General features: G+C 39.2%; 11 protein-coding genes. 3 read left to right on the top strand and 8 right to left on the bottom strand.

The window, feature by feature from the left end:
- Positions 1-84 precede the first annotated feature (84 nt).
- Positions 85-1,407 (bottom strand): xylose isomerase, encoded by a 1,323-nt coding sequence (gene xylA / locus ABD006_RS12640; RefSeq protein ID WP_343841662.1) that lies wholly within the window; start codon positions 1,405-1,407, stop codon positions 85-87.
- Between the two features lie 438 nt (positions 1,408-1,845).
- Between xylA and ABD006_RS12635 the strand changes: the two genes are divergently transcribed.
- Positions 1,846-2,466, top strand: a complete 621-nt coding sequence (locus tag ABD006_RS12635) for a YesL family protein (RefSeq protein ID WP_343841661.1) — start codon at positions 1,846-1,848, stop codon at positions 2,464-2,466.
- Positions 2,467-2,682: 216 nt separating this feature from the next.
- Here ABD006_RS12635 and ABD006_RS12630 read toward each other — a convergent pair whose 3' ends face one another.
- From ABD006_RS12630 to ABD006_RS12620, 3 genes are all read right to left on the bottom strand, one after another.
- Positions 2,683-3,504 carry a carbohydrate ABC transporter permease gene (locus tag ABD006_RS12630; protein WP_343841660.1) on the bottom strand — a complete coding sequence of 274 codons (822 nt, stop codon included), beginning with the start codon at positions 3,502-3,504 and terminating at the stop codon, positions 2,683-2,685.
- A gap of 14 nt (positions 3,505-3,518) precedes the next feature.
- Complete coding sequence (locus tag ABD006_RS12625) at positions 3,519-4,397, bottom strand: carbohydrate ABC transporter permease (protein ID WP_343841659.1); 879 nt, start codon at positions 4,395-4,397, stop codon at positions 3,519-3,521.
- Positions 4,398-4,555: 158 nt separating this feature from the next.
- Entirely contained in the window at positions 4,556-5,857 is a 1,302-nt protein-coding gene (locus tag ABD006_RS12620) for an extracellular solute-binding protein (protein ID WP_343841657.1), read from the bottom strand.
- Between the two features lie 159 nt (positions 5,858-6,016).
- Here ABD006_RS12620 and ABD006_RS12615 point away from each other — a divergent pair, with 159 nt between their 5' ends.
- Both ABD006_RS12615 and ABD006_RS12610 read left to right on the top strand, forming a co-directional pair.
- Positions 6,017-7,219, top strand: a complete 1,203-nt coding sequence (locus tag ABD006_RS12615) for an ROK family protein (RefSeq protein ID WP_343841655.1) — start codon at positions 6,017-6,019, stop codon at positions 7,217-7,219.
- A gap of 197 nt (positions 7,220-7,416) precedes the next feature.
- A complete protein-coding gene (locus tag ABD006_RS12610; protein ID WP_343841653.1) occupies positions 7,417-9,024 on the top strand; it encodes a glycoside hydrolase family 43 protein in 1,608 nt (535 codons plus the stop codon).
- A 61-nt stretch (positions 9,025-9,085) separates the two neighbouring features.
- On the opposite strand, the gene ABD006_RS12605 is transcribed toward ABD006_RS12610, so the two are convergent.
- The 4 genes from ABD006_RS12605 to ABD006_RS12590 all read right to left on the bottom strand — a co-directional run bounded on the left by ABD006_RS12605 (position 9,086) and on the right by ABD006_RS12590 (position 14,458).
- Positions 9,086-10,444 (bottom strand): MATE family efflux transporter, encoded by a 1,359-nt coding sequence (locus ABD006_RS12605; protein ID WP_343841651.1) that lies wholly within the window; start codon positions 10,442-10,444, stop codon positions 9,086-9,088.
- Positions 10,445-10,795: 351 nt separating this feature from the next.
- On the bottom strand, positions 10,796-11,839 hold the full coding sequence (locus tag ABD006_RS12600; RefSeq protein ID WP_343841649.1) for a ribonucleotide-diphosphate reductase subunit beta: 1,044 nt from the start codon (positions 11,837-11,839) through the stop codon (positions 10,796-10,798).
- Entirely contained in the window at positions 11,820-12,266 is a 447-nt protein-coding gene (locus tag ABD006_RS12595; protein WP_343841647.1) for a flavodoxin, read from the bottom strand. Before ABD006_RS12595 ends, ABD006_RS12600 begins: the two co-directional genes overlap by 20 nt.
- Positions 12,251-14,458, bottom strand: coding sequence for a ribonucleoside-diphosphate reductase subunit alpha (locus ABD006_RS12590; protein WP_343841645.1), 2,208 nt, complete (start codon positions 14,456-14,458; stop codon positions 12,251-12,253). Before ABD006_RS12590 ends, ABD006_RS12595 begins: the two co-directional genes overlap by 16 nt.
- Between the last annotated feature and the right edge of the window lie 51 nt (positions 14,459-14,509).

Raw genomic sequence — 14,509 nt, 5'->3', positions numbered from 1 at the left:
AAAAGGCGAAGACATTGAAGGAAAGGTCTGGTCTTCACCTTTCACCTTTTATGATTTATGTTATGTCCACACTATTTATATAGCTTATTCAGCAAATGCTGTAAGTAGATATTGATTAATTATAGCTTTAATGCGTTCCAGTTTACCAGATTCATTGCGGATTTCTTTTAATCCTAGCGCATGCTCCTCCAGTTTGTGGAAGTCTGCTTTGCCTTCTACAATGTCACGGCCGATTCCTTCTTTATAGGAACTGTAACGATCTTCCACCACATTTTCCAGCACTTTGTCATCGATAAGGCGCTGTGCTACTTTTAGTCCTACTGCAAAGCTATCCATTCCAGCAATGTGGGCATGGAACAGGTCTTCCGGCACAAAGGAACCACGGCGAACTTTTGCATCAAAGTTCAATCCTCCACGGCCCAAACCGCCATTTTTCAGAATTTCATACATTGCCAAGGTTGTGGAATAAAGATCTGTTGGAAATTCATCCGTATCCCATCCTAGTAATGGATGTCCCTGGTTCGCATCAACTGACCCGAGCATATTGTGAATGCGTGCATAATGCAATTCATGTTCAAATGTGTGCCCTGCTAGTGTTGCATGGTTTGCTTCGATGTTAAATTTAAAGTGATCCTGCAAATCATAGTTTTGCAGGAAAGCATAGCCGCTTGCTACATCAAAATCATATTGATGGGATGTTGGCTCTTTTGGTTTTGGCTCGATAAGAAACTGTGCTTCAAAGGCAATTTCCTTTGCATAATCAACAGCCATATGGAAAAAACGGCCTAAATTATCCAATTCCAGTTTCATGTCGGTATTGAGCAAGGTTTCATACCCTTCTCGGCCACCCCAGAATACATAGTTTTCTGCACCGAGCTCCTTTCCAATCTCCAATCCTTTTTTCACTTTTGCAGCTGCATAGGCGAATACATCAGCATTATTAGATGAACCTGCACCATGAACAAAACGAGGATGTGTAAAATTATTAACCGTATTCCATAACAATTTGGTTTTACTATCTTTCATGTACTCTTTAATCATTGCGACAATCGTGTCCAGGTTTCGATTTGATTCTGCTAATGTGTCTCCTTCTGGTGCAATATCTACATCATGGAAGCAAAAATATGGGACATTCAATTTCTCAAAGAATTCAAATGCAGCCTCTACACGGGCCTTTGCTAAATCCATTCCTTTGTATGTATCCCAAGGTCGTATCGCTGTACCTGCGCCAAATGGATCCGTCAAGTCTTCCGTGAAAGTGTGCCAGTAAGCAACACCAAAACGTAAAATTTCCTCCATCGTTTTCCCGCCAACTTTTTCATCAGGATTATAAAATTTAAATGCTAACGGATTCGTTGATTTCGGACCCTCATAAGTGATTTTGTTCATTTCTTTGAGATAAGCCATCGTCGATAACCTCCTTAATTTATAATCCACCCGAATGAAAGTATTTTCACAATTTAATTGTAACATTTATTTATTAGTTCGTCTATTGAATAAACTAAGTAGTTTTCCTTCTTTGAGCATTAAGTAATGGGAAATATATTGGACAAAATATCTTTTTGAGGTTACGATATGAAAAGGTAAAATGATACACAACCTTCAGTTAGTGAGAGCTTTTATTCCCTGCTGTCTGGTAGTTAAAACAACGGAAAATTACTGGACGTATACTCACCTCTGATCCTTCTTTTGAAAATCTGAAGCCAGTAGCGGAGATATATATAAACAATGAGTTAATATATAATAAAAAAAATCTTCTTCCATATTGCAGTTCTTTATACATAACTAATTGTTTTCTGATGACCCGCAAATCGAAATTCGTTACATATATGGGAGGATACAGTCTTGAATACAATTACCAGTACACTTTACAATATCATGGAATGGATTACGAAATTTGCTTATGTAAACCTTCTGTGGGTTACCTTCTCATTACTTGGAGGGATTATTTTCGGTTTCTATCCTGCGACTACTTCAATGTTTGCTATGGTCCGTGATTGGCTGCGAAATAACCCGGATCTCCCAGTCCTAAAAACCTATTGGAACTATTACAAGCAGGATTTTTTAAAAAGTAATCTGCTGGGGACTTTTCTAAATCTATTATTTATCCTTATTGCGATTGATGTCTATTATATTCAGCTTAATATAGACGAGCAAATGAGCTGGACCTATATCCCATTATTTGCATTTATGCTTCTTGTAGCCATATTCCTATTTTATATCTTTCCAAGCTTTGCCCATTATGATTTAAACAGTTTTGGATTATTAAAAAATGCTTTTCTTATCATGTTAATTAACCCGGTTCTAAATATCCTCATGACAATCTGTCTGGTTTCTTCCTTTTTCATTATGTGGCAAATTCCTGCATTATTATTTATATTCGGCGGAACTACTTACGCCTTTATCACTACCTGGTTTAGTCTTCAGGCTTTTGATAATGTACAACAAAAACAAGAAGATATTTAAAAAAAGAGATTTTGGCTTGAGTTCTAAACGACAGGAAAAGCTTTGAGTAATTTACATCACACAAGTAAATGTGCATACATTTTATGAGGAGTCGGCATGTATCAACTGCTAATAAAAAATAGCCTTTAAAAAAGACCACCTTATCTGTCTATTTTGAAAAACAGTCAGGTAAGGTGGTCTTTTTTAAAAGTAATCTAAGATACTGTCTATTATCTACTATCCTTTTACTGCACTTGCAGTAATCCCCTCCATAATCTTCTCACTGAAAAATAAGAAAGCAATAATAATTGGGAGTACACTAATGACCAGCGTTGCACCAATCGCTCCCCAATCAGTCATGTATTGTCCAATAAAGTTTTGAATTCCAACAGTCAACGTTTTGAATTTATCTGAACTGATAAATGTGTTAACAAAGACAAATTCGTTCCAGTTATAAATCATATTAATAATAACTGTTGTTGACATAATTGGTGCCGATATCGGTAAAATGATTCTGAAAAACATACGATGGATCGAACTTCCATCAATAATCGCCGCTTCTTCAATTTCTCGTGGTATTGTCGTATAAAATCCAAATAAAATCATGACAGTTATCGGCAGGTTATACGTTGTATATGTGATTACAATCGACAATGGATTATCAATTAAGTTTACATTTGTAAACATATTGTAAAGGGGTATTAAAGCAGAGTGGACTGGAATCATTAATCCAATCATGATAATACCTAATACAAGACCACTATATTTCCAATGCATTCTAGTAATTGCATAAGTTGCCATACTTGCAACCAGGATGGTTAAAACCGTTGCAAGAGCCGTAATCCAAACACTATTCCAGAAGTATATTCCAATTCCACCTTCAAATACTTTTAAATAATTTTCCCATTTCGGATCAGTTGGCAAAGCAAAAGGATTACCGGCAAAGTTTTCCTGATTACTCTTCAGTGAAAACAAAACCAACCAGATAATCGGAAAAATCTGAAATATAGCAACAAAAGCTAAAACAACATATAGTAAAATAAAACCGATTCTTCTCATTGTATGCCCCCCTATCAATACTGAATCTCCTCTTTGGTTGCTGTTAGCTTACGGATAATAAACGTCACAATTAAGGTAATAATTAATATTAAGAACCCTATTGCACTACCGTAACCAAAGTTATAGCTCTCAAAAGCTAATTTATACATGTAGGAAGCCATAACTTCACTAGCTCCATTTGGACCGCCACCTGTCATAACATAAATTAAGTCAAAATATTTTAGTGAACCTACAACAGCTAACACAATTGTTACCATAAACACATTTCGAATTAATGGAACTTTAATTTTAAGTGCAATTTGTAATGGTGAAGCACCATCAATTTTAGCTGCTTCAATCAGTGAATCTGGGATATTTTTCAGTGCTGCATAATAGATTAATATATAGAAACCAGCATATTGCCAAATAACTGGAATAAAGATGGCATATAACACAATACTTGTATCAGCCAGCCAGTTTGGCAAATTTTCCACACCGATTGCCGACAAAATGCTATTTACCATCCCGTTCGTTGGATTGTACATTTTAATCCATAACTGGGCTATTGCTACAGAAGAGAGTAACATTGGAATTAAATATATTCTTCTCAAAAGGTTTGCGCCTTTAATTTTCGAAGCTAAGATTAAGGCAACTGCCAGGTAAATAATTAAACTCAATGCAGAAAAAAGAGCAAGTAAAAAGGAATGAAGTGCACTTTCCCAGAACTTACCATCCTGTAATGCAACCTTATAGTTTTCCAGGCCAATAAATTCCATTACTCCAATTCCATCCCAGTCCATTAATCCAAAATATCCGGAGAGAATTAATGGAACCACAATGAGAATACCTATTAAGAAAAGCGCTGGAAATGTATATAAAAAAATAACCCATTTATTGGACATTATTTTGTTCATAGCATTCAACCCCATTTTTATTGTGTAACCTTATGCTGGATGGACTCTATAATAGTTTATGTGTTTAATAGGAATCCATTCTCTTAAGTAGAAAAGGACAATCCAAGTTTGTAGGATATGTCCTTTTCCAGTAAACCTGATTTACATTTTAGCCAGTTCTATCCTTCATCCGCCAAAGCCTCTTCATTTCTTTTTGCAAATTCCTCTGGTGTTATTTCACCACCAAAAAGTGCTTGAATTGCATCTAAGTGTACCTGTGCATCTTCCGCATTCATTTGCACATCTGCATACAATGTAATATTGTTTGCTGAATTTAAGTCATTTAACACATTATTATACATTTCTGGAAGTTCCATGGAATCAGTATCAACTTTAGTTGCTGGGATAATACCTACATCTGTTACCGATCTTTCGCCCCATTGTTCAACAAGGTAAGAGGCAAATTTCTTTGCTTCTTCTTTTACATCAGAGTTTTGGGAAACGAATAAACCAACACCTGTTCCACCTATATAATTGTCCTTATTACCATTTCCATCAGCAGTTGGGAACTTAAAGTAACCTACATTATCCCGAAACTCCTGTGAAACATCATCGTTTGTTGTATAGTTTGGAAGATCCCATGTTGCGATTAAATACATAGCTGCCTGTTCTGCCATAAACATGCTCTTGGCTTCTTGATCACCGATACCATTAAACCCTTGTATAAAGGCATCTTCTTCAACTAGCCCCTGTACCTCTTCAGCCGCTTGAACCAGTGCTGGGTCTTCAAAAGAACCTTCTCGATTAATTGCTTGGGTTAATACGTCTTCATTCCCACTGAGTCGATCAGCTAAATACATGTACCACATAGACCCGGTCCACGCATCCTTATTACCTAAAGCGATTGGATTGACACCGTTTTCATTTAACGTCGCAACAACCTCTTTTAACTCTTCCAATGTCTGAGGGGCTTCTAATCCATACTCATCAAAAATTGCCTTGTTATAGAAAACGTATGAAGTATTTAGCTCTAATGGCAACCCATAAGTTGTACCATCCACGGAAAACGCTTCTGTCGTTCCGGAAACAAAATCATCTTTATTAAGTATATCATCTAATGGTGCGTACATATCACCTTCCACATATGGCTTCATATATCCTGCAGCCCATGTCATACCAACATCAGGTAATTCATCTGAAGTGGATAGTACTTTAATTTTGTCTTTATACTGCTCATTACTTAAAACTTCAAGATCAATGGTGATATTTGGATTTTCATTTTCAAAATTTGATATGATATCGTTAACAACTTTGTGATGCTGAGCCGAACTCCCCTCAGGCCATAAATGCATAAATTTTACTGTTTTTGTATCACCAGAGTCGGATTCATTTGATGCATCTTCATCACCTGTACAAGCAGCAAGAACAAAAACGGAAACAATCAACACAAACATAAACGAAACCGCTTTCCTAACTTTCATAACCATACCCCCTGTAAATTATTAAAAAAATGCTTAGGTATAAGCTTTATCTATATATTACCAGAACTGCTAATTGTTTGTCTAGTGGATGAACAAAGTTTATAATAAGATTATAACATGCTATACTATGGCAATAATAAGAGAAAGAGTTGATACGAGATGACAGGAAAAAAAACATGGAACCAGCATGTAGTCAAAAAACAGAACAAAGGACTGGTTCTGGAAAGTATTAAACAGAACTCCCCTATTTCCAGAGCCGATATTGCGAGTTCAACTGGATTAAATAAGGGAACGGTTTCTTCTTTGGTTAATGAACTACTTGAAGAAAAAATGATTGATGAGTCAGGTCCTGGAGAATCCAAGGGCGGACGAAGGCCTGTAATGCTCTTTTTTAACCAGGTAGCTGGATACTCTGTGGGAATTGATTTAGGTGTCAATTATATATTAGGTATACTAACCGATTTACGTGGAAACATCATTTCTGAAAGAACATCCAATTTTATCAATTTAACCTACGAGGAAATTTTGAAAGAGTTATTTCAAGTCATTGATACACTTATTAAGTCTGCCCCTGAAAGTCCATATGGGATTGTTGGAATTGGAATAGGTGTACCAGGTATTGTGAACAGAGATGAGAAGATTTTACTTGCTCCAAACCTTGGCTGGAGAAATGCAGAATTAAAATCAACTCTTGAAAAAAAATTCAATGTTCCCGTAACCATTGAAAATGAGGCTAATGCTGGTGCTTACGGTGAGAAAAACTTTGGCATTGGGAAAAACAATCAAAACATTGTCTATGTCAGTGTAGGTATAGGGATAGGTGTTGGACTCATTTTGAATGGACAACTATATCGAGGACATAATGGTTTCTCCGGCGAATTCGGGCATATGACTGTTGAAGTGAATGGTTCCAAATGTAGGTGCGGCAATAAAGGATGCTGGGAATTATATGCTTCAGAACAATCCTTGTTGGGAAATACAGAACAGTCTGGTAATTTAAATCTCCAAACAGATAAAGACCATACCCTGGAAACAATCTTAGATCTTGCCCAGAACGGAGATAAAGAAGCTATTCAACGATTTCAAAATATCGGTCAATACCTCGGTGTAGGAATTAATAATATTATTAATATTTTCAATCCGGAACAAGTCATTATTGGAAACCGAATGGCTAGTGCGGAAAAATGGCTAAAAGAACCATTAAACGACTGGATCCATAATCAGACCTTATGGTTCAGCCAAAAAGACCTAAGGATTGATTTTTCCCATTTACTAACTCATTCTACTGCTTTAGGAGTTGCTGCGTTTTCTACAGAAGAATTTTTATACAATAATATCCATAAAGAAGTTACAGTAAGTTAACCATTTTAACTTTTCTCTCGTTCCGGACGGTATTGTATAAAGTTTTTCTAAAGGTACAAGACTGCATTCTTTTTAAACCATTTAAAAAGAATGCGATCTATAAGAATACATACTGGAGTGATGGAGAATTCCTTGACTCCAAATTACCTTCCCGCAATTTCTATTAGTTATTAAAAAATTTTAGAGAGGTGATAAATATGACAACAATACAAAATCCGATTTTAACTGGCTTTAACCCGGACCCAAGTATTTGCCGAGCTGGAGAAGATTATTATATTGCGGTTTCAACCTTTGAGTGGTTCCCTGGTGTTGGAATCTATCATTCTAGGGATTTAAAAAATTGGCGTCTCGTTTCCCGCCCACTTAATCGCTTAAGCCAATTAAATATGATGGGAAATCCGGACTCCGGGGGAATTTGGGCACCTGACCTATCTTATCATGATGGCAAGTTCTGGCTTATTTATACTGATGTAAAAGTAACGGATGGACAATGGAAAGATAGCCATAACTATCTGGTTACCTGCGACACAATTGACGGTGAATGGTCTGAACCAAGTTATATGAATAGTTCTGGTTTTGACCCGTCTTTATTCCATGATGACGATGGCAAAAAATATTTTGTAAATATGGTATGGGATCCGCGCGTCGGTAATCATAACTTTTACGGTATCGTACTTCAGGAATATGATCCGGCACAGAAAAAGTTAGTTGGCAAAAAAGAAGTTATTTTTAAAGGAACTGATGTAAAATTAACTGAAGCACCGCATTTATATAAGATAAATGGCTATTATTATCTACTGACTGCGGAAGGCGGAACGAAATATGATCACCAGGCAACCATTGCCCGATCCAAAGACCTTTGGGGACCATATGAAGTACATCCGGAAAATCCGTTAGTAACCTCTATGCCATATCCTAGAAATCCGTTGCAAAAGGCCGGACACGGATCAATTGTCGAAACACATACTGGAGAATGGTTCATCACTTATCTCGTTGGGCGTCCACTTCCAAAAGAAGGAGAGCCTCTGCTTGACCCACGCGGATTTTGCCCGCTTGGACGCGAAACGGCAATTTCCCGCCTTGAGTGGAAAAACGACTGGCCATACGTCGTTGGAGGTAACCAGCCTTCTCTGGAGGTTGAAGGACCTGATATAGAAGAAGCGAAATGGGAACAAAATGATAATAAAAAAGATGATTTTGATTCTGAAACAATAAGTATAGATTTCCAGACATTACGAATTCCTTTAGGTGAGGAAATCGCTTCGTTGAAGGAAAATCCAGGTCACTTACGCATTCATGGAAGAGAATCATTAACATCAAAATTTACGCAAGCATTTGTAGCAAGGCGCTGGCAGCATTTTACTTTTACTGCTGAAACAAAAGTGAAATTTAATCCGGAAAACTTTCAACAGGCGGCAGGCCTAGTAAACTACTATAATACAGAAAACTGGACTGCACTGCAGATAACATGGAATGAGGAAAAAGGCAGGATCCTGGATCTTACCACATGCGATAATTTTACATTTGATCAGCCGCTTCAAGGAAAGGAAATTGTTGTTCCAGAAAACGTGGAATATGTTTACTTTCGCGTTAATGTAAAGACCAATGTCTATACGTATTCTTATTCCTTTGATGGGACAAACTGGACAGAGATTCCTGTAGAGTTCTATTCCTATAAATTATCGGATGACTATATTCGCGGTGGTGGCTTCTTTACCGGAGCATTTGTCGGTATGCAGTGCCAGGATACATCCGGAGAAAACATAGCAGCTGACTTTGATTATTTTGTTTATAAACCTGAATAATTTTCGTAAACAGGCCAGTGTAAGTTCCGGCCTGTTTTTTATATATCCACTAGTAGTGATGCTATGCCGTTGACTTGGCCTCGACCAATGCCTTTTTCTCCCACTTACGACTGCGCCAGCGGAATAACATAATAATTCCACGGAACCACTCATCTACTAACATCGCAATCCAAACCCCAATAAGCCCAAATTCTAAGTGTACACCTAATATATAGGCCAACGGGACACTAATTCCCCACATTGAAAGAATCCCCATCATGACGGGAAATTTTGCATCCCCCGCCGCCCGCAAGGCACTAATAATAACTAGATTAAACGTTTTTCCAGGCTGAAGAATAATTCCAATGACTAGCAGCATAGCACCACCTGCAATAATCCCTTCTTTATTTGTGAAAATTTGCATCAAGTTCTCCCCAAAGAAGGCAAATATGATGGACGGTATGATTGTGAAGATCAAACCATATTTAAGTCCACGAAACATATTATGATAGGCTGCTTCTTTTTCACCAGCACCAACTAGCTGACCGATATAAATTTGCATCCCCTTTGATATCGACATCGATAATACGGTAATCAGAGCCATTAAATTTTCTGTATAGACTTTCTTTGCCATAGCACTGGCCCCTAAAAGCATAATGAAGAAGGTAATCGTGATCTGGCTGGTATTGTAGGATAGATGCTCTCCTGCTGCCGGAACACCAATCCCCAATATTTTTTTCAAGTACTCAGATTTAAGTTTAGTAAAATCACACCAGGTCAACTTAATCTCTACTCGTTGGCTAACAATCCAAAATAGCACGAACATGGCCAGTGTACGACTAATCATTGTCGCAATAGCAACCCCTGTTACATTTAGCTGAGGAACGCCTAAAGCTCCAAAAATAAACAGATAGTTTCCGAAGATGTTGAGTACATTCATCGCCAGTACAACTAACATAACATCTTTTGTATGTCCCATAGCCTGTAAAACCGAAGATACAGTAATCACCATCGCTTGTGTAAATAAAGTTCCACCTACAATGGCCATATAAACAGCACCGTATTCCATTAAATCTGATTCTAAATTAAACAGACTCAAAAAAGGGTAGCGGAAACTTGCAATTATGATACTGATAAATAGCCCAAATAATAGATTCACAACAATTGCATTGGCAATGGTGATGCTGACATCTTTTGGCTTATTAGCCCCAACAAACTGTGAGACCACTACTCCGGAGCCCATGGCTGTAAAGTTAAATAGAACAAAGGTTAATACCATAATCTGGTTGACCACACCAATAGCCGCTACCGCTCCATCAGAAATAAAGCTAATCATAAATACATCTGCAAAATTCATCATCGTCTGCAAGAGTACTTCTATAAAAATAGGCCATGTAATCGTAAATAAACGTAGCTTTGCTGCCATGGATTGGTTTGGCATTTTTGTTCATCCTTTATCATGGGATTGAAGATTATTTCCTTACCCACTTTCTTTTGAAAAATAAATAATGATAAATCGTTTACATATAAAAGACAGTATCATATAGCAAACATTTAATCTACTATACCAATACTCTTTTTAATTTAGCTTCCTCACCTATCATTTACATCCTACGTTTCGACACGGTTCCATTAGTTAACAAGAAACATAATTAATATTTGCCGCAATAAAGGGCTAACCCAGAAGTTATTGGTCCGTAACTTTTGGTGTTAGCCCTTTTAATTTCAATGGTATTCCCCATTTCTCATTGCCCATAACTTCTCCTATCATTTGGCTACTGATTAGCCACCATCACAAATCATCAAAACCGTTCAAATCACTTGTTTTCGTATACTGTCGCGATTTTTGCTCAAAAAAATCTGTTTTGGTACCGTCAAAGTTATCCGCATAAGCACGGATCCATTTCATCGGATTTTCTGTATAATCCGGATAAATCTCACTCAGCCCCATCATTCGCAGCATTTTATTCGCGCGGTATTTAATATAGCCGGCCAATTCGTCAAGATCAATCCCATGGATATCGGCAAGGACATACGCTGACCATTCGATTTCGTGTTCTACCGATTGACGAAAGCTGCTGTACACCCATTCAGAAAATTCCCGAGTGTTCCATTCCGGGTTCTCGTTCAATACTGCGCGGAACAATTCGGTTATAAAGCGGCCGTGCTCCAGCTCATCCCGGTTAATGTAGCTAATCATTGTTGACGTACCGACCATTTTATTCTGCCGGGCCAGATGATAGAAGTAAGCAAACCCCGAATAAAAAAACATTCCTTCAAGAAGCGCCGAATAGACGATGGTTTTCAGGATATTTTCCATGGACGGCTCCTCAACAAATGCATTGTATTGCCCCGCTATCGCCTCATTTCGTTTAAGCAGAACCGGATCCTTGCGTCCAAGCTGAAAGGCCTCGTTCTGTTTATCCAGCGAAACGACTGATGACAAAACATAGGAGTAGCTTTCATTATGCACGGCTTCCTGCTGAGCAATCACGGCCATGATTGATTGAACAGATGGATCGGTTGCATAAAGAGATAGAATCAGTGCAGTCCGGGTCTGCGGTGCGTCAAGCGTTGATAAGAGACCGATAATTTTTAAGTATGCGTCCTGTTCCGCTAACGTCAGCGATTTAAACTGCCGCAAATCCTCCGCCATATTGATTTCATCCGCCTGCCAGTAGTTGCCTAAGAGTCGCTTATACATTTTATACCAATGAGGATAAGCGATATCGTTCCAGTTTAAAATACCGCTTGACTTCCCGTTGAACAGGGATGTTGATTTATTGGGATTCAGTGGTTCCAGCGTTTTTGCTTTCTCAAGAAAGAGTTCTGACATCGTAAAGTACTCCCTTCAGCCATGTTATCACGCGTTTTTCCTGTGATCCTCGTGGAGACTGTTCAATTTTCAAGCCATCCCACCGGCTTTGATAGAACCTTGCCAGTTTATCGACAGCAAGACAATACAGATCATCCCCGCCGAATTGCGTATCTCCAGTACCAAATACAGCAACATGTTCAGGCTTATAGCCAACTTCCAGCACGAAATCCTTAACCTCATCAGGTGTTGCCCCCATTTCCCAGGTGAATGTCCCGATAAAAATCAGATCGTATATAGAGACATCCACAGGCAGATCAACACCAATCCTGTGCATGTCAACACTAATCCCGGCATTTTCGAGATAATCAGCTATGATTTCGGCTGTTTCCTTGGTGTTTCCACTGTAAGATAAATAAGCCACTAATGTCCTCAACTTTGGCACCACTCACACTCTTCAACATCATTGGCCGTTGATCTTACATAGTACGTTGTTTTCAGTCCTTCCTTCCAAGCCTGCAAATGCAAATCAAGAAGAAAGGATGCCTGAATCGTATTCGGCACGTAAAAGTTGAAGGAAATGCTCTGATCAATATGTTTTTGCCGGACTGCATTCTGTCTGACTGACCAGCGCTGATCCAGAATATAGGCTGACCTGCGATAGGTCTCATACGTATGATGATTCAGCTCCGGAGCGGTTACCGCAATTTTGAAGTCCTTCTTTTCTTCAAAATAAAAGGGCTTGAATACTGGATCAATGCTTGCCGTAGAGCCTGCAATCATGGAAGTGGATGAATTTGGGGCAACTGCCATCAGGTAACCGTTACGGATACCATAAGTAGCCACATCCTGCTTCAATTGATCCCAGCTATCTCCTGCATAACCTTTATCAGTAAAGTACTGACCTGTATGCCACTGACTCCCTTTAAACGCCGGATAGGTGCCTTTAACCCGACTCAGCTCCATGCTTGATTTAATGGTCAGGAAGGCAATCTTCTCATAGAGTCTGTCCGCATAATCAACAGCTTCCTGTGATTCCCACGAGATCCGTTTTTTTGCCAGCAGGTGGTGCCATCCAAATGTACCAAGTCCAACTGCGCGATACTTTTGATTCGTCCTTTGGGTCTGGGGTAGTGGCAGCGTATTGATGTCGATCACATTATCAAGCATGCGAACCTGGATGGGGATCAGTCTCTCCAGTACTTGATCCGGTACCGCCCGTCCGAGATTAATCGAGCTCAAATTGCAGACAACAAAGTCCCCGGGTTTGTACTTTTTAACGATAGTCCCATCCGGTTCCGTCAGCTCTTCCAAAAGCTCCGTCGGCGACTGGTTCTGTGTTATCTCCGTACACAAATTAGAGCAGTAAATCATACCTTGATGCGGGTTATTATTTTTTCGATTCACCTCGTCCCGGTAAAACATGAACGGGGTACCGGACTCAAGCTGTGATTTCATAATCCGTTTCATAATATCGATAGCTGGAACTACCCGTTTCGTAAGCTGATCCGATTCGACGCACTCCATATAGCGCTCCCTCCACGAACCTGCACCTCTCTCCTCATCATAGAATTCCTCAAGAGAATAGCCCATTACCTGGCGTACTTCATGGGGGTCAAACAAGTACCAGTCGCCCCGGTTCTCCACCTGCTCCATGAAGTAATCCGGCAGACAGACACCTGTAAAAATATCATGTGCACGCAGCCGTTCATCCCCGTTATTCAGCTTTAAATCAAGAAAGGCTTCAATATCTGTATGCCACACATCGAGATAAATCGCAATCGCGCCTTTACGTGTACCTAGCTGATCGACACTGACCGCTGTATTATTAAGCTGCTTAATCCACGGTACGACACCACTTGACATATCCTTAAATCCTTTAATTGAGCTCCCACGACCACGGACCTTTCCCATATAGACACCAATCCCGCCACCATTCTTGGACAGTTTGGCAATGTCTGTATTGCTGTCGTAAATCGACTGAAGACTATCATCCACGGTATCGATGAAGCAGCTGGATAACTGACCATGCGTTTTACCAGCATTCGTAAGTGTAGGTGTGGCAACAGTCATGTATAAATTGCTTAATGCCCAATACGCCTCAGCAACATACCGACGACGATCAGCCGGGTCCTCCTTCTGCATGAGATGCATAGCAATAACCATCCACCGCTCCTGAGGCAATTCATAGGTTCTTTTTTCGTGATCACGGGCCAAATAACGGGTTGCCAGCGTATACAGGCCAAGGTAATTAAACAGCAGATCACGTTCGGGCTCAATAAGGCCTGCATAGTAGTCAATTTCTTCCTTAGGGTATATTTTTAAAAGCTTTTCCGTGTAAATGCCCTTATCTGTCAGTATTTGAATTAATTCATAAAAATTCCCGTAGCACACACTTGGAGCGTAATCCCTGTTCGATGCAGCCTGGTAGTACAGATCATCTAAATAGATTCGACTGGCGACAAATGTCCAATCCGGGCTGCCTTCATCTATATGTTCAAGTGCACGTTTAATGAGATCATTCGTTTTCCTGGTGCCAGTCCTATGTACCATTTCTATAAAGGAATCTTTATCCACATGTAACCCTTGCATAATCCAATCGATCCATTTTGTCTGGGTATCTGTCAAAGCAGTCGTCATTATTTTTCCTCCCTAAAAAAATTAAAACCGCTCACCCCAGGGATGAACGGT

Source organism: Salinibacillus aidingensis, from assembly GCF_039522525.1.
GTDB lineage: Bacteria > Bacillota > Bacilli > Bacillales > Alkalibacillaceae > Salinibacillus > Salinibacillus aidingensis.
The sequence above is the reverse complement of the archived record's forward strand: the minus strand, read 5'-3'. Positions and strand labels throughout refer to the sequence as shown.